Genomic DNA, 16,085 nt, shown 5'->3' with positions numbered 1-16,085 from the left:
AAAAATGCCGGGCGGGACCATTGTGCCCGCCCGGCATTTGTTGTAGAATGAGATCAGTTTTCGTTGACATAAGACACATCCATCTTCGATGAAGGAGGACCTTCCTGATGCATCACCGCCGTCCCGCCCGCCTCCTGTCGGGCATCCTCATCTGCTCGTTCCTGGCCTTCCCGGCCCAGGCACTGACCCTAGATCAGGCCAAGGTCCTCCTGGAGGAGAACTACATCGACTCCATCCATCAGGATGTCCTGGACCAGCCCACCCTCGACGCTCTGCTGGAGGCTCTGGGCGACCGCTATACCCAATACTTCACCGCCGAGGAGTACGCCCAGTTCCTGGCCTCTATGGAGGATGAGGAGCTGGTGGGCATCGGTGTGGTCTCCCAGTCCACCGAGGAGGGCCTGGTGGTCAGCCGGGTGCTGGACGGCAGCCCCGCTCTGGCTGCCGGGCTCCAGGCCGGGGACGTCCTCACCCATGTGGACGGCCAGTCCGTAGTGGGCATGGCGCCCGAGGCCGCCGTGGCTCTGATCCAGGGCGAGGAGGGCACTCAGGTGGAGCTCCGCTGGCTTCGGGACGGCCATGTCCGCTCGGCGGTGTTGACCCGAACCAAGGTGGTGGTCCCCTCCACCTCCACGACGCTGGTGGACGGCCACATCGGCTATCTGGACTGTACCACCTTCGGCGATGACACCTACGGCCACATCCAGGAGGGCATCGCCGCCTACAAGCCCTCGGTGGACCACTGGATCATGGACCTGCGGGGCAACGGCGGCGGCCTCACCGACGCGGCGGTCAAGGCCGCCAGCGCCTTCACCGGAAGCGGCACCATCGGCTACCTCCGGGACAGCGCCGACCAGTATACCGCCTTCCGGGCCTCCACAGACACCTTGACCATCGAGCCGGTGATCGTGCTGGTGGACGAGCACACGGCCAGCTCCTCCGAGCTCTTCTCCGCCGCCATCCGGGACCGGAACGCCGGCATCGTCATCGGCGGCCGGACCTACGGCAAGGGCGTGGCCCAGACGCTCTTCGACCAGCGTACCGAGCCCGACTGCTTCCCCGACGGGGATGCCCTGAAGATCACCACTCACCGGTTCTTCACCTCCTCCGGCTCCACCACCGACACGATCGGCGTGATCCCCCACCTGCTGGTGGATGACCGCCAGACGGAGAACGTGGCCTATCTCCTCTGCGGCGGGACTCCCGGCGCGGCGAACACCGGATACTACCGGCTGGACCTGAAGTGGCGGTGGTACATCTCCAAGGAGACCGCTTCCGATCCGGCCTATCAGACGGCCTTTGCCGAGCTCCTCTCCGCCCTGCCCCCCACTGCCAAGCTGTGGGAGGGCACCGGCAAGGGCAATGACGGCTGGAAGTCCATCTCCCCCCGCACCGCCGCCCAGGAGTGCGGCGTCTCCTATGAGGACCGCTCCTTCGATGACACGGCGGACAGTCCCTACGCCCAGGCGATCGATCTGCTGGCCTCCTACGGCATCCTCTCCGGCGTGGACGGCGTGTCCTATCGGCCAGAAGAGGGCCTCAGCCGGGCGGAGCTCTCTGTCCTGCTGGCGGTGGCCCTGAACTGCAATGTCCCCTCTGGAGACAGCGCCTTCTCCGATGTGTCCATGGACAGCTGGTACGGTCCCGCCGTCAACGCACTGGCTAAACTGGGGCTGGTCTCCGGTGACGGGAAGGGCGCTTTCCACCCCGACGATCCCGTGACCCACCAGGAGCTCTGCTCCATCCTGGCCCGGATGGCCCGGATGCTGAACATGGACTTCTACGACAAAGCCCGCCAGATCCCGGCGGACGCCCTGTCCGACGCCGCCCTGTCCGCCTGGCCCGGCTGGGTCCGGAGCGACCTGTGGCTCCTGACCGAGAGCCAGACCGGCTTCTTCGGCAACACGATCAGCCTCCTCTGGGACGAGACGGATGCCATCCAGCCCGCCGCCTCCGCCACCCGAGGCGAGGCTGCCTACCTGCTTTATCAGGTGCTGGAGGCCGCCGACGAGCTCCCCGTATGAATGAAAAGCCCTCTCCGCTCCCTTCACGGGGACGGAGAGGGCTTTTTTCAACGCTCTTTCGCCAGGAAGATCCGCTGGGACAGGCGGCAAGAGCCCCAGAAGAGGAGCAGGAGCGCCGCCGTCAGCAGCGCTGCCAGCGGGGGCAGGCAGACCTTGCCCATGCCTCTGGCCGTCAGCCACCCCACGGCGGTCAGGGTCCCCACCGCGCCGGCCGCCACCGCGATCATCAGCACCCGGCCCTTCTCGATCCCGAACCGGTAGCACAACGGCAGGATCACCGCCGTCAGCAGGAGACATATGCCGCCGCTGGCCAGCGTGCCCATCAGGAGCGCTCCCGCCTCTTCCTGGATCACACCCAGGGCCCGCATGAGCATCAGATCGGCCGCCACGACGGCCATGCTCCCCAACGTCATCAGCACCACGACGCCGTACCGGGCCCGGACGGCGTTCCGTCCGCCCTCCGGCAGTGTGCAGACATAGGCCTCCCACCGGCAGGTCTGGTCCAGCGCGAAGGCGTTCAGGGGGCACATGAGCCCCACCAGCACCACCATGCCCGTGAGGATATAAGGTCCCCACACGCCCGCGCCGGTCAGGATGCTGTATACGATCAGGATCCAGGCATAGGACGTGAGCTGGCGCTTCTGGAGATACAGCTCTTTCTTACACAATCCGGTCATCGCTCGTCCCTCCCCGCAGTGAACACCATGATATCCTCCAGGCTGGCGGGATCCACCGGAAGGCCGGGATACCGCCGCCGGAAGGCCGCCTTGTCCCGGACCAGCGCCTCACACTGGAACTGCCCGATCCGGGTCCCCGCCAGCAGGGCGGGATCCACCTCCGCCAGCTCCGCTCTGGTACAGGCCAGCCGCCCATAGGACTCCAGTAGCTCGTCCTTGGCGCCCTGGGCCGTGACCCTCCCCCGGTGGAGATAGGTCACATAGTCCGCCAGCTTCTCCAGGTCGCTGGTGATGTGGCTGGAGAGGATCACCGCCCGCTCCCCGTCGGATATGAAGTCCCGGAGCTTGTCCAGCAGATGGTCCCGTACCACCGGGTCCAGGCCGCTGGTGGCCTCATCCAGCAGGAGGACCTGGGGGTGCCGGGCCAGGGCCGCCGCCATGGACAGCTTCATCTTCATGCCCCGGGAAAACTCCTTCACCGTCTTGTCCGCCGGGAGCTCCAACTCCTCCAGCAGGGTCCGGAACTCCGTCTCATCCCAGCCGGGGCAGGCCCCGCCCAGCACCACGCCCACCATCCTCGGCGTCATGCGCTCGTGGAAGGGGCACTCGTCCAGCACCACAGCGGTCCGGGCCAGCACCTCCCTCCGCTGGCCGGCGGCATCCATGCCCAGGATCCGGATCTCCCCGGCGTCGGGATGGGCCAGCCCCAGCAGGCACCGGAGGAAGGTGGATTTTCCCGCTCCGTTCTCACCGATCAGGCCCATGACGGTCCCCTTGGGCACCGTCATGCTCACGTCCTCCAGGCGGAATACGCCATAGTCCTTGGTCAGATGGCTGACCGAGACCGCATCGTCATAACTGCTCATATGTCCTCCCCATACAAGATATCCAGCGTCTGGCGGAGCTCCTCCAGACAGATCCCGCCGGTCCGGGCGATGTCCACCGCCTGTGCCAGATGCTCCTCGGCCCGCCGGAGGGCGTCCTCCCGCTCCAGCTCCAGGTCCCGGGGGGCCACGAAGCACCCCTTTCCCGGCACGGTGGTCAGAAAGCCCTCCCGTTCCAGCTCTTCATAGGCCCGCTTGGTGGTGATGACCGAGATCCGCAGATCCCTGGCCAGCACCCGCATGGAGGGCAGGGCCTCCCCCTCCTTCAGCTCCCCGCTGAGGATCAGCCCTTTGATCTGCCGGCCGATCTGCTCATAGATGGGGACCTCTCCCGTGTTGCGGATGATGATGTCCATGGTACACCTCTGTTATATCGTGTATACTCGATATATACAGTATATATGCTTGAGACACTATTGTCAAGGGGAAGATCGGCCGTCCCCACAGGAGGCAGTGCCGCGTGCTCTCACACAGCCGCCGGCATCCTTTTCCATGCCCGTTGAGCGGACAAAATAGGGACAGCCCGAAGGCTGTCCCAAACAGACGGTCAAAAAGTGATCCCTCACGTTGAGCGATGCAGGAGCCTCGCAGAGTTCCGTCACCCGCAGGTGACGGAATCAGATGTAAGGCGTTTTTTCTGAGGACATGCGCCTCAGAAAAAACTCTTCTCAGGCCGCTAGTGTGCGAGCAAAGCGAGTGCGCGCGGCGGCCTGCATCCTCTCGAAGAAATGGCTTTGCCATTTCTGAGAAGCGTGTCGAACTGGTTCGACACGCTGGGACAGCCCGAAGGCTGTCCCTCACATCATTCACGCAAGCTGGTCCATCTGCATGATCGAGATCTCATAGGCGGTCCGCTGGGTGCTCTCTCCGTTCTCCACCTTGGTGTATGTCCGGCTCTGGAACCGGCCCGCGAGCCGCACCGCGTCCCCCACCTCCAGATCCGCGCACCGGCGGGCCAGCGCTCCCCAGGCGATGCAGGGCAGATAGTCCGCCCGCCCGTACCGCCGGTTCACCGCCAGCAGGAGATCGCAGATCTCCCGGCCCATAGGGGTCCGGCGGTAGACCGGCGGCTTGCACAGGGCCCCCGCCAGGATCAGCTCATTGCCGTGCTCCCCCTCTGCCGGGCGGATGGACTTGGCATAGAGGGTGATGACCAGCCGGCTCCCCCGGCCGCTTTTGTTGTTGAAGGAGCGGACCTCCCCCTCGATCTCCACCTCCTGCCCCGCCTGTACCGGGTGCTGGGCCAGCAGGGACTGAGAGGCGATCACGTTCACCCGGTCCTCCGTCCCGGACAGGCGCCGGACGTTCAACGGGAACGCCTCATACCACACGCCGTGGTTCTCATGGGAGAGGACCGGGTCCAGCAGGACCGTCCCCCGCAGGACGGCCTGGTTCTCGTTCCAGTTCGTTTCCATATCTGCCACACTCCTGTGTATAAGATAGGTCCTTCGCTGGAACGATGATATGCAGACAGGCCCGTGCCTATGTCACGAGGACGCTCGGCACGGGCCATGCTTTTTCATTCAGCGCGTCCTGTGCCGGTCCCGGCAGGCAGGCCAGGTCAGTCCCTTGTGGCGGGCCTCCAGGTTCGGCGGCATATGCTGTCCGCCCACGGTCCCAGCCGGGATGCCGTCAGCGGACACCACTGCCTCCTGACGGCTCTGGAAGTCCTCCAGACCTCCGGGACGCTCCGCCATCAGGCCGCTCCCCAGATGCTGAGCCTCCCGGAGCAGCGCTTCCGCCGGGTCCAGCAGGACCCCGTCCGCGTTCACCTCGCTCATCGCGTTCCACCTCCCGGGACCAGTATGGCCCGGGCCGGCTGGAAATATCGGTGCAAAACCTCCCAACAGCACATATGCCCCGCGCGTCAGGCGGCATGAGTACCGTCTGACGCGCGGGGCATGATCCAGATATCGAGATGGGGCCCGCTCAGGACAGGAGGGCGCGGTCGCTGGAGAACTCCGCGCCGCTGACCTTAGTGAACTGCTCCAGCAGATCCTCCACGGTCAGGCGCTTCTTCTCCTCCCCGGCGATGTCCAGCACGATGCGGCCGTCATACAGCATCACCAGCCGGTCACCATGGGCGATGGCGTCCTTCATGTTGTGTGTGATCATCAGGGTGGTCAGGTGGTCCCGCTCCACGATCTTCTCTGTGGTCTCCAGGACCTTGGCGGCGGTCTTGGGGTCCAGAGCGGCGGTGTGCTCGTCCAGCAGGAGGAGCTTGGGCTTCACCAGACTGGCCATGAGCAGGGTCAGAGCCTGCCGCTGGCCGCCGGACAGGAGGCCCACCTTGGAGGTCAGCCGGTCCTCCAGGCCCAAGTCCAGGATCTTCAGCATCTCCCGGTACTCCTCCCGCTCCTTCTTGGTGATACCGGGACGGAGGGTACGGGGGCGGCCCCGGCGGGCGGCCAGCGCCATGTTCTCCTCGATCTGCATGGTGGCGGCGGTGCCCATCATGGGGTCCTGGAACACCCGGCCGATATAGGGCGCACGCTTATGCTCAGGCAGACGGGTCACGTCCACACCGTCGATGACGATGCTGCCCTCATCCACGGGGAACACGCCGGCCACCGCGTTGAGCATGGTGGACTTGCCCGCGCCGTTGCCGCCGATGACGGTGACGAAATCCCCGTCCGCCAGCGTGAGGGACAGGCCGTTCAGGGCCCGCTTCTCGTTCACGGTGCCAGCATTGAAGGTCTTGCAGACCCCTTTGATCTCAAGCATGCGTGCCAGCTCCTTTCTTGCCCGGTCGGTCGAAATACTTGCCCTTCCAATAGGGGATGCTCAGGAACACCGCCACGATCAGTGCCGTGATCAGCTTCATGTCGTCGGTGTTCAGGCCCAGCCAGATGACCACGTTGTACACCACATAGTAGAGGATGGAGCCCACGATCACGCTGACCAGCAGGAGAGCGAAGTTGCGGAAGACCTTGCTCAGCAGGACCTCGCCGATGATGACCGCGGCCAGGCCGATGACGATGGCGCCGCGGCCCATGTTCACGTCCGCGAATCCCTGATACTGGGCCAGCAGGGCGGAGGACAGGGCCACCAGCCCGTTGGAGAGCATCAGGCCCAGCACCTTGGTGAAGTTGGTGTCGATGCCCTGGGCCCGGGCCATGTTGGGGTTAGCGCCGGTGGCCCGGAGGGAACTGCCCAACTCCGTGCCGAAGAACCAGTACAGCACCGCCACGATCGCCGCACAGAAGATGGCGCCGATCAGGATGGGGTTCTCCAGCGTCATGGCCTTCACGTTCCGGGAGGACACCAGCAGGGCGTAGTTCCGGAAGCTGATGGGCTGGTTGGCCTGGCCCATGATGCGCAGGTTCACGGAGTACAGGGCCAGTTGGGTCAGGATGCCGGCCAGGATCGCCGGGATCCCGCAGAAGGTGTGGAACAGGCCGGTGGCCAGTCCCGCCAGCATACCGGCGATGAACGCCCCCAGCAGGGCCGCTGCCATGGGCGCTCCATGCACGGTGAGCATGATGAATACGGCGCCGCCGGTACACATGGTACCGTCCACCGTCAGGTCGGCCACGTCCAGGATCTTGTAGGTGATGTAGACGCCGATCGCCATGACGCCCCAGATGAGCCCCTGTGCCGCGGCGCCGGGCATCATGTTGAGCAAAGCTGTGATATCCACGGTCCTCGTCCTTCCATTTCGTTTTATTTAGAACGTCCAAAAGCAGCGGAAAGGGCATCCACCTCTTCCGCTGCTTCTGTTTTATCTCTCCTCAGCCTAGTGCCGCATGGCTTTGCTGAGGCCGTTCCCATGCGTTTACTCGCCGATGGCCTGATAGCCCTCGGGAGGAGTCAGACCCAGCTCCTCACAGATGGTGGGGTTGTACTCCTTGGTGAACTGGGGGGCGTACTGGATGGGCATCGTGGCGGGATCCGCGCCGTTCACCAGGATCTCATAGGCCATCTCGCCAGTGGCATAGCCGATGTCATAGTAGCTGATGGTCAGGGTGGCCACGCCGCAGCCGGAGCAGATGCCCTCCTCGCCGGCGATGATGGGGGTCTTGGCGGCCACGGCGATGTTGCCGATCAGCTCGGCATTCTGGGCGGCGGTGTTGTCGGTGGGGATGTACATCACGTCGGAGTTGGCGCAGGCGGACTCGGCCACGGCGGCCAGGTCATTGGAATCAGAGAAGGTGTAGCTGGTGCAGGTATAGCCCATGTCCTCCAGATAGCCCTGGACGGTATTCACCTGATAGGCGGAGTTGGGCTCGGCGGAGCAGGACAGCAGACCCACAGTCTTGGCGTCGGGGAACCACTCGTGGATCATCTCGGCCTGCTGGTCCAGCGGGGCCAGGTCGGAGGTGCCGGAGACGTTGAATCCGGTGGTGCCGTCGAAGTCGGTCAGGTCCAGCGCCACACCGTACTCGGTGATGGAGGTGCCCAGGATGGGGACCTCCTCGGTGGCGGCGGCGGCGGCCTGGAGGGCGGTAGTGCCGTTGGCCATCATCAGGTCCACGCCGTTGGACAGGAAGCTGCTCACGATGGTGTTGCAGTTGTTGGAGTCACCGGAGGCGTTCTGGACCTGGATGTCCACCTTATCGCCCAGCTTCTCCTTCAGGGCGTCCTGGAAGCCCTGAGTCGCGGCGTCCAGCGCCACGTGCTGCATCTGCTGGACCACGCCCACGGTGTAGGTCTTGTCCGCGTCGCCGCCGGCCGGGGCGCTGGCCTCGGGAGCGGTGCTGGCGGCAGGAGCGGAGCCGGAGCCGGAACCGCCGCAGGCGGCCAGAGAAGCGGCCATCGCCATGGTGAGCGCCACGGCGGAGATCTTCTTGAGATGCTTCATTTCATGTTCCTCCTAAAAAATACCCTTTGCCCACTTCAGCGCTTTCCGCTTTTACACTTTTAAGCATTGAAGAAACAAGGCGCAAAAAAGCGGCCCCTGGGCCCTATATCGTGGTCCATTATAGTGTCCCTCCCGCCCTTTGTCAACCCCTCCGGCAGACAAAATGTCCATCCCACACGCAAGGTCCATCGATCTCCTGTCCACAGGTGAAAAAAACTTGACATCCAAGTCTGATCATGGTAGTTTGTAAAAAATAGGTGGTACTGTCCTGCCCTGTTTTTGACGGGGCCGTATGACATATGATGTTTTCCGCTCAGAGAGCGTGGAACTGAATATCATCGGATGATCAGCCCGGGAGAGACCGCGTTCGGCGCGGCACCGAAGGGGTATGCAGAAACTCTCAGGTAAAAGGGCCGGGCTGTGACGATACTTCGGAAAGTGCGGCGGGGGCCGCACGCCAAAGGGGCAACCGATGAGGGAATCTCTCAGGCAGATGACGGAGGCACGAAGTCCTACGGGGACTTTGCGCCTCTTTTTTGCTGTCCAAAAAAGGGACGCGCCCCACCGCCCCAGGCGCCACCAGCCGGAGGTCCGTCCGCCGGCTGTGAGCGATATGGACCGATCATGCAGGCCATCGGCCCCGGTCTCCGGGACCGAAAAACGACATCGAGGAGTTGATGCCTGACGGGACGAGCCCGCCTCGTCCGGGACATGGAACCACACTTGTACCTGCCGCGTCCGCGCCGTCCTTGGAGAGGGACGTAAATCACTACTACTTTATCGTCCAGAGGTAATGCAAGATGAAATACGGTCGTACTTATAACTTCTCCGCCGGTCCCGCCATGATGCCTGAGCCTGTTCTGGAGGAGATCCAGTCCGAGATGATGAACTACCGCGGTAGCGGCATGTGCGTCATGGAGATGAGCCATCGTTCCAAGGTCTTCCAGCAGATCCGCGACGAGGCCGAGGCCGACCTGCGCAAGCTGATGGGCATCCCCGACAACTATAAGGTCCTGTTCGTCCAGGGCGGCGGCACCGTGCAGTTCGCCATGGTCGCCATGAACCTGATGAAGAACGAGGGCGGCAAGGCCTGCTATGTGGAGACTGGCGCCTGGTCCAAGAAGGCTATCAAGGAGGCCCAGAAGTACGGCGAGGTCAAGATCGTCGCCTCCTCCGCCGACAAGAACTTCTCCTACATCCCCGACTGCTCCGATCTGGACATCCCCGACGACGCGGACTATGTCTACATCTGCGAGAACGAGACCATCAACGGCACCACCTACTATGAGCTGCCCAACACCAAGGGCAAGGTGCTGGTGGCCGACCAGTCCTCCATGTTCCTGTCCCGTCCCTGCGACGTGAGCAAGTACGGCCTGATCTGGGCCGGCGTGCAGAAGAACGTGGGCCCCGCTGGCATGGCCGTGGTCATCATCCGTGAGGACCTGATCCGCGATGATCTGCCCAAGTTCGTCCCCACCTACCTGAGCTACAAGACCCACGCGGACAACGATTCCCTGTACAACACCCCCAACTGCTGGGCTATCTACTGCTGCGGCAAGGTCTTCAAGTACCTGCTGGACAACGGCGGTCTGGAGGCCATGAACAAGCGCAACGAGGAGAAGGCCGCCATCCTGTATGACTTCCTGGACAACAGCAAGTACTTCAAGGGCGCCGTGGTCAAGAAGGACCGCTCCCTGATGAACGTGCCCTTCGTCTCCCCCAGCAAGGATGAGGACGCCGCCGTGGTCGCCGCCTCCAAGGCCGCCGGCTTCGACAACCTGAAGGGCCACAAGAGCGTGGGCGGCCTGCGCGCCTCCATCTACAACGCCATGCCCAAGGACGGCGTGGAGGCTCTGGTGGACTTCCTGCGCAAGTACGAGGAGGAGCACGCCTGAGCGTGTGCCCGTCTCCGGACGAGTTTTTGAACGAACGCTTCGCGGGGCCTGCCCGCCGTCTCCGCTGAGGCGGCGGGCAGACGTGCCGCATGGATATCACCCGATATCGCAATATCAAATCACGAAAAGGGGTAATCGCTATGTCTATGAGAGTCTTGGTCACTGACGGTATGGACGCCGGCGCTATGGAGCAGCTGCGCAAGGACGGTTTCGAGGTCGTGGAGCAGTTCTATGAGCCCGACCAGCTGGGCACCGCCCTGCGGGACTTCGACGCGGTCATCATCCGCTCCGCTACGAAGATCAAGGAGCCCCAGATCGACGCTGCCAAGGGCAGCCGCCTGAAGCTGATCATCCGCGCCGGCGTGGGCGTGGACAACATCGCCGTGAAGTACGCTGAGGCCGCCGGCATCCAGGTCAAGAACACCCCCCGCGCCTCCTCCAACGCCGTGGCCGAGCTGGCCATCGCCCTGCTGTTCTCCTGCGCCCGGAACATCTCCATCGCCGGTCACACCATGCGTGAGAACAAGTGGGAGAAGAAGGCCTACTCCAAGGGCTTCGAGCTCTCCGGCAAGACCATCGGCGTGGTCGGCTACGGCCGCATCGGCCAGATGGTGGGCCAGAAGGCCCAGGCTCTGGGCATGGACGTGCTGTCCGTGGTCCATCGCAACAAGCCCGAGGGCTGTGAGTGCGACACCATGCACTTCGTCTCCATGGACGAGCTGCTGAGCAAGTCCGATGTGATCTGCCTGTGTGCCCCCGGCGGCGACAAGGCCATCGTGGACGCTGAGTCCATCGCCAAGATGAAGGACGGCGTGGTCATCATCAACGTCTCCCGCGGCTCCAACGTGGACGAGGCCGCCCTGCTGGACGCCCTGAACAGCGGCAAGGTCAAGGCCGCCGGCCTGGACGTCTGGATGAGCGAGAAGGATCCCAACTGGGCTCTGGCTCAGCATCCCTCCGTGTCCTGCACCCCCCATGTGGGCGCCGGCACCAAGGAGGCCCAGAAGCGCATCGGCGCCGAGCTGGTGGATATCGTGGAGCACTTCCAGGCGTAAGGAGCAGGAGACGATATGAAGGAAAAATTCGAGAAGCTGGGGTTCTACCCCGCTGACATCCTGCTCCCCAAGGACGCGGACATGACCAAGTGGGCCGTGGTGGCCTGCGATCAGTTCACCTCTCAGCCCGAGTACTGGGAGGCCGTGGAGAAGACCGTGGGCGATGCCCCCTCCACGCTGCGCCTGATCCTGCCTGAGGCCAAGCTCAACGGCCCCGACGTGGACAAGGACATCAAGGCCATCAACGCCTCCATGAAGGACTATCTGGACCGGGGCGTCTTCCAGACCCTGCCCGGCTCCCTGATCTACATGGAGCGCACCCAGTCCGACGGCAAGATCCGCCACGGCCTGATCGGCATGGTGGACCTGGAGCAGTACGACTTCACCCCCGGCTCCGGCGCTCTGATCCGCGCCACCGAGGGCACCGTCCTCTCCCGCATCCCGCCCCGCGTGAAGGTCCGCGAGGACGCTCCCATCGAGCTGCCCCACGTGATGCTCCTGATCGACGACCCCGACGGCACCGTCATCGAGCCTCTGACCGCGCAGAGCGGCTCCATGGAGTCCCTCTATGACTTCGATCTCCAGCAGGGCGGCGGCCATCTGAAGGGCTGGAAGCTGTCCGAGGGCCAGATGGACGCTGTGGCCGACGCTCTGGCCGGTCTGATTAGCCCCGCCGCCATGGAGAAAAAGTACGGCATGGCCGACGCCGCTCCCCTGCTCTTCGCCGTGGGCGACGGCAACCACTCCCTCGCCACCGCCAAGCAGTGCTATGAGAACCTGAAGAAGGTCACTCCCGAGAGCGAGTGGGCCTCTCTGCCCGCCCGGTACGCGCTGGTGGAGGTCGTCAACAACCATGATGACGCGCTGGGCTTCGAGCCCATCCACCGGGTCCTCTTCGGTGTGGACCCCGCCAAGGTCATGGCCGCCTTCCAGGCCGCCTATCCCAACGCCCATGAGGGCAAGGGCGAGGGCCAGACCATCGAGGTCGTGTGGCCCGGCCACGACGGCTTCATCACCGTCCCCGACCCCAAGATGCAGCTGGCCGTGGGCACCCTCCAGTCCTTCCTGGACCAGTATCTGAAGGAGAACGGCGGCGAGGTGGATTATATCCACGGCGACGACGTGACCCGCGAGCTGGGCAGCAAGGAGGGCAACATGGGCTTCCTCCTGCCCGCCATGGGCAAGGAGCAGCTCTTCAAGACCGTCATGGCCGACGGCGTGCTTCCCCGCAAGACCTTCTCCATGGGCCATGCCCAGGACAAGCGCTACTATGTGGAGGCCCGCAAGATCCGCTGATCCGGTCTGACCGTCTCTGACTGCATACGATACGATCCCCGTCCGGTCCCGTCTTTCGACGGTCGATCTGGACGGGGATCGTTTTTCTCCATCGCTGGCTCTTGCATTTTCTAAACTCTTCGGTTATCATTATAGACAGGTAAGTTTCTATCGACTCCAACAGTCGGATATCTCGATAAAACGGAGGGAACGATCATGGATCTCACGACACAGACTTGTACTGGTTTTCTGGATGTCCTGGCCTCCAAGGCCCCGGTGCCCGGCGGTGGAGGTGCTTCCGCCCTGGTGGGCGCGGTGGGCATCGCCCTGGGCAATATGGTGGGCAGTCTCACCGTAGGCAAGAAGAAATACTCCGATGTGGAGGCCGACATCATCGCCCTGGATCAGAAGGCGGAGGCTCTGCGGGCCCGTCTGGTGGATCTGGTGGCCGCGGACGCGGAGGTCTTCGAGCCTCTCTCCAAGGCCTACGGTCTGCCCAAGGAGACGGAGGAGCAGAAGGCCTATAAGGCCCAGGTCATGGCCAAAGCCCTGGACGCCGCCTGCTCCGTGCCCATGGACATCATGCGGGCAGTCTGCGAGGCGATCGAGCTCCATCAGGACTATGCCCGGATGGGCTCCGCCATCGCCATCTCCGACGTTGGCGTGGGCGTGGTGTTCTGCAAGGCCGCCCTCCAGGGCGCCAGCCTGAACGTGTTCATCAACACCAAGTCCATGACGGACCGGGAGAAGGCCCAGCGTCTGGAGCAGGAGGCCGACGCCATGCTGGACCAGTATTGCGCCCTGGCCGATACGATCTATGCCCAGGTGGTGGGCCGTCTGCGCTGAGGCCGGCTCCGTTCCAATGTGACTCGACGAAAGAAAGGTTGATCTGAAATGGCATCTATCCTGTCCGGCAAAGAAGTCGCCGCCGCTCTCACCGACGCGCTGGTCCAGCGCACTGAGGCCCTGAAGGCCAAGGGCGTCTCCCCCACTCTCGCCATCGTCCGGGTGGGTGAGCGCGAGGACGATCTGAGCTATGAGCGCGGCGCCATGAAGCGCTGTGAGAAGATCGGCGTGGCCGTGCGTCAGTTCCTTCTCCCCGCCGATACCACCCAGGAGGCCCTCCTGGACACCATCCGTCAGGTGAACGAGGATGCCGGCATCCACGGCTGTCTCCTGTTCCGTCCTCTGCCCAAGCAGATCGACGACGAGGTCATCCGTCAGGCGCTGGCCCCGGAGAAGGACGTGGACGGCATCACCGACGGCTCTCTGGCCGGCGTGTTCGCCGGTACTGAGCACGGCTTCCCCCCCTGCACGGCCCAGGCCTGCATGGAGATCCTGGCCCACTACGGCTATGACCTGAAGGGCAAGCGGGCCGTCGTCATGGGCCGCAGTCTGGTGATCGGCAAGCCCGTGGCCATGATGCTCCTGAAGCAGAACGCTACCGTCACCATCTGCCACACCCGCACCGTGGATATGCCCGCACGCTGTAAAGAGGCGGACGTGCTGGTAGTCGCCGCTGGCCGGGCCGGCGTGGTGGATGCCTCCTATGTCTCCCCCGGTCAGGTGGTGGTGGACGTGGGCATCAACGTCAACGCAGAGGGCAAGCTCTGCGGCGATGTGGCCTTCGATCAGGTGGAGCCCGTGGTGGGCGCCATCACCCCCGTCCCCGGCGGCGTGGGCTCCGTGACCACCTGTGTGCTGGTGGAGCACGTCGTCACCGCCGCAGAGCGCGCCTCCCGCTGACCACACCGCTTCCTTCCATAGAAAAGGCTCCGTATGACGCTTTCTTGACGTCATACGGAGCCTTTTTCCTTCATCCATCATCGTCTGCGGGCCGGACTCCAGATCCAATGCCCCGCCAGCTCCAGCCAGCCGGCGCACTCAGGCTGGACCCGGCTCCCATCGGCTTTGGCGGTGAGGGGCCCGGCGGTGCCCAGACCGTGCTCTCCCACCGCATACATATGGAACTCCGTGGACACCCCGGCCGCCCGAAGGGCCTGGACGAAGCGGAGAGAATGCTCCACCGGCACCTTCTCATCGGTATAGGTGTGCCAGAGGAACACCGGCGGCATCTCAGCTGTCACCTGCCCCTCGATGGAGAGGGCCTCCGCCAGCGCTTCCGTCCGATCTCCCAGCAGACCTTGGACGCTCCTGAGATGGGCCAGCGGACCTGTCATGTCGATCACCGGGTAGCTGAGGATCAGGCCGTCCGGACGGATCCGCTCCGGATCCATCCGGAGCTCTGTCCCAGGGAAGCCCCGGTCCCAAAAGGCCCCCAGACAGGCCGCCAGATGCCCGCCTGCCGAGGAGCCTTGGATCAGGATCTGCTCCGGGTCCACGTACCACTCCGCCGCATGATCCCGGATCAGCTCTACTGCCCGGGCCAGCTGGCACAGGGCGGCGGGATAGCGCACCGGGGCCACGGAGTAGCGCAGGACCGCCGTGTGGCATCCCATGGCCAGGAAGCGCAGGGCCACGGCCTCCCCCTCCCGCTCGGCCAGCTTGGCATAACTCCCGCCGGGGCAGACCACCACCATAGGCCGGAGCCGTCCATCCTCGATTGTGGGGGCATTGTCCCAGAGGAAGAGCTCCAGCTCCCCTTCCGGTCCCCCCGGCCACGCCGGGAGAGGGTGGGTACGATAGCGCATGGTCGGTCCTCCTTATTTTGCGTCTCGCGCCATGTCAAAGCTCAAGATCAAGGAGGAAATGCCCCCTGCCGGACAGCGGCCTATCATCCCCCGCTGCGTCACTCGTTCTTCGGCGCGAGCAATTTTGTGAGCTTGGCCACCTTGCGGCCGATCCCTTCCGCCCGGGCGATGCCGTCCGGATCGTCCATGGTGCCGGAGCCGTCGCCGGGGTTCCACAGGCTGGCGCCCGCGTAGACACACACGCCGCCGTTGCAGACGGTGATGCCCTGGGTGTGATAGAAGCCCAAGATGCCGTTGATGGCCTGTTCCTGACCGCCGTTGCGGGTGCCGCCCACCGCGATCGCGCCGCCCACCTTCCGCGCGAAGAAATCAGGGTCGTCCTTCAGGATCGTCCAGGTCGGACGGAATCGGTTGAAGAAGGTGGCCAGCTGAGCGGTGATGTTCATCTCATAGACCGGCGTGGCGATGATGTAGCCGTCCGCCTGATAGACCTTTTCATAGAGCTCAGTCATATCATCGTTCTTATACACCGGGCAATAGGTGACTCCCTGTTTCGTACACTGATTGCAGTGGATGCAGAAATTGAGCTTCCTGCCCCTCAGCTCAATCAGCTCCACCTCCACGTCGCCGGTGGCCTCCGCCGCATCCAGCGCCGCTTTCAGGGCCGTATAGGCAGACTTCTTCCGGGGGCTTCCGCAAATGCCCAAGATCTTCACCATCACTACACACGCTCCTTTTCTCTATTTTGGATGATATGCACATATCGCACGGATAAAGTATACTCTTTTTGCACTACTTTGTCGATCTTATTTTTGTACCCAGC

General features: G+C 63.9%; 16 protein-coding genes and 1 riboswitch. Of the genes, 6 read left to right on the top strand and 10 right to left on the bottom strand.

Annotated features, from left to right (window positions below; translation table 11 throughout):
• The first annotated feature begins 107 nt into the window (after positions 1-107).
• On the top strand, positions 108-2,024 hold the full coding sequence (locus KQI12_RS07780; RefSeq protein ID WP_216572410.1) for a S41 family peptidase: 1,917 nt from the start codon (positions 108-110) through the stop codon (positions 2,022-2,024).
• A gap of 47 nt (positions 2,025-2,071) precedes the next feature.
• On the opposite strand, the gene KQI12_RS07775 is transcribed toward KQI12_RS07780, so the two are convergent.
• From KQI12_RS07775 to KQI12_RS07740, 8 genes are all read right to left on the bottom strand, one after another.
• A complete protein-coding gene (locus tag KQI12_RS07775; RefSeq protein WP_216572409.1) occupies positions 2,072-2,701 on the bottom strand; it encodes an ABC-2 transporter permease in 630 nt (209 codons plus the stop codon).
• A complete protein-coding gene (locus KQI12_RS07770) occupies positions 2,698-3,567 on the bottom strand; it encodes an ABC transporter ATP-binding protein (RefSeq protein WP_216572408.1) in 870 nt (289 codons plus the stop codon). The genes KQI12_RS07775 and KQI12_RS07770 overlap by 4 nt, the downstream gene beginning before the upstream one ends.
• Entirely contained in the window at positions 3,564-3,941 is a 378-nt protein-coding gene (locus KQI12_RS07765) for a GntR family transcriptional regulator (RefSeq protein ID WP_216572407.1), read from the bottom strand. Before KQI12_RS07765 ends, KQI12_RS07770 begins: the two co-directional genes overlap by 4 nt.
• Positions 3,942-4,391: 450 nt before the next feature.
• Positions 4,392-5,000 (bottom strand): single-stranded DNA-binding protein, encoded by a 609-nt coding sequence (locus KQI12_RS07760; RefSeq protein WP_216572406.1) that lies wholly within the window; start codon positions 4,998-5,000, stop codon positions 4,392-4,394.
• 108 nt (positions 5,001-5,108) lie between these two features.
• Positions 5,109-5,366, bottom strand: coding sequence for a hypothetical protein (locus tag KQI12_RS07755; RefSeq protein WP_216572405.1), 258 nt, complete (start codon positions 5,364-5,366; stop codon positions 5,109-5,111).
• Between the two features lie 148 nt (positions 5,367-5,514).
• Positions 5,515-6,309, bottom strand: a complete 795-nt coding sequence (locus tag KQI12_RS07750; protein WP_216572404.1) for an ABC transporter ATP-binding protein — start codon at positions 6,307-6,309, stop codon at positions 5,515-5,517.
• The gene (locus KQI12_RS07745; protein WP_253290932.1) at positions 6,302-7,201 is read right to left on the bottom strand and encodes an ABC transporter permease; all 900 of its coding nucleotides are present in this window, start codon (positions 7,199-7,201) and stop codon (positions 6,302-6,304) included. The genes KQI12_RS07750 and KQI12_RS07745 overlap by 8 nt, the downstream gene beginning before the upstream one ends.
• Positions 7,202-7,360: 159 nt before the next feature.
• The gene (locus KQI12_RS07740; protein WP_216572402.1) at positions 7,361-8,386 is read right to left on the bottom strand and encodes an ABC transporter substrate-binding protein; all 1,026 of its coding nucleotides are present in this window, start codon (positions 8,384-8,386) and stop codon (positions 7,361-7,363) included.
• Between the two features lie 342 nt (positions 8,387-8,728).
• Positions 8,729-8,812: riboswitch (glycine riboswitch) on the top strand.
• A gap of 374 nt (positions 8,813-9,186) precedes the next feature.
• Here KQI12_RS07740 and serC point away from each other — a divergent pair.
• The 5 genes from serC to KQI12_RS07715 all read left to right on the top strand — a co-directional run bounded on the left by serC (position 9,187) and on the right by KQI12_RS07715 (position 14,357).
• Positions 9,187-10,281 (top strand): 3-phosphoserine/phosphohydroxythreonine transaminase, encoded by a 1,095-nt coding sequence (gene serC / locus KQI12_RS07735; RefSeq protein WP_216572401.1) that lies wholly within the window; start codon positions 9,187-9,189, stop codon positions 10,279-10,281.
• Between the two features lie 140 nt (positions 10,282-10,421).
• The gene (locus KQI12_RS07730) at positions 10,422-11,336 is read left to right on the top strand and encodes an NAD(P)-dependent oxidoreductase (RefSeq protein ID WP_216572400.1); all 915 of its coding nucleotides are present in this window, start codon (positions 10,422-10,424) and stop codon (positions 11,334-11,336) included.
• Positions 11,337-11,351: 15 nt separating this feature from the next.
• Complete coding sequence (locus KQI12_RS07725) at positions 11,352-12,632, top strand: DUF1015 domain-containing protein (protein ID WP_216572399.1); 1,281 nt, start codon at positions 11,352-11,354, stop codon at positions 12,630-12,632.
• Between the two features lie 195 nt (positions 12,633-12,827).
• Entirely contained in the window at positions 12,828-13,457 is a 630-nt protein-coding gene (locus KQI12_RS07720) for a cyclodeaminase/cyclohydrolase family protein (RefSeq protein WP_216572398.1), read from the top strand.
• A 48-nt stretch (positions 13,458-13,505) separates the two neighbouring features.
• Positions 13,506-14,357, top strand: coding sequence for a bifunctional 5,10-methylenetetrahydrofolate dehydrogenase/5,10-methenyltetrahydrofolate cyclohydrolase (locus tag KQI12_RS07715; protein WP_216572397.1), 852 nt, complete (start codon positions 13,506-13,508; stop codon positions 14,355-14,357).
• Positions 14,358-14,434: 77 nt separating this feature from the next.
• On the opposite strand, the gene KQI12_RS07710 is transcribed toward KQI12_RS07715, so the two are convergent.
• A complete protein-coding gene (locus KQI12_RS07710; RefSeq protein ID WP_216572396.1) occupies positions 14,435-15,262 on the bottom strand; it encodes an alpha/beta hydrolase in 828 nt (275 codons plus the stop codon).
• A gap of 98 nt (positions 15,263-15,360) precedes the next feature.
• Positions 15,361-15,981 carry a flavodoxin family protein gene (locus KQI12_RS07705; protein WP_216572395.1) on the bottom strand — a complete coding sequence of 207 codons (621 nt, stop codon included), beginning with the start codon at positions 15,979-15,981 and terminating at the stop codon, positions 15,361-15,363.
• Positions 15,982-16,085 lie beyond the last annotated feature (104 nt).

Source organism: Pseudoflavonifractor sp. MSJ-37 (assembly GCF_018917965.1).
GTDB lineage: Bacteria > Bacillota > Clostridia > Oscillospirales > Oscillospiraceae > Pseudoflavonifractor_A.
Note: the sequence above shows the minus strand (reverse complement) of the source record. Positions and strands in the feature narration are given on the sequence as shown.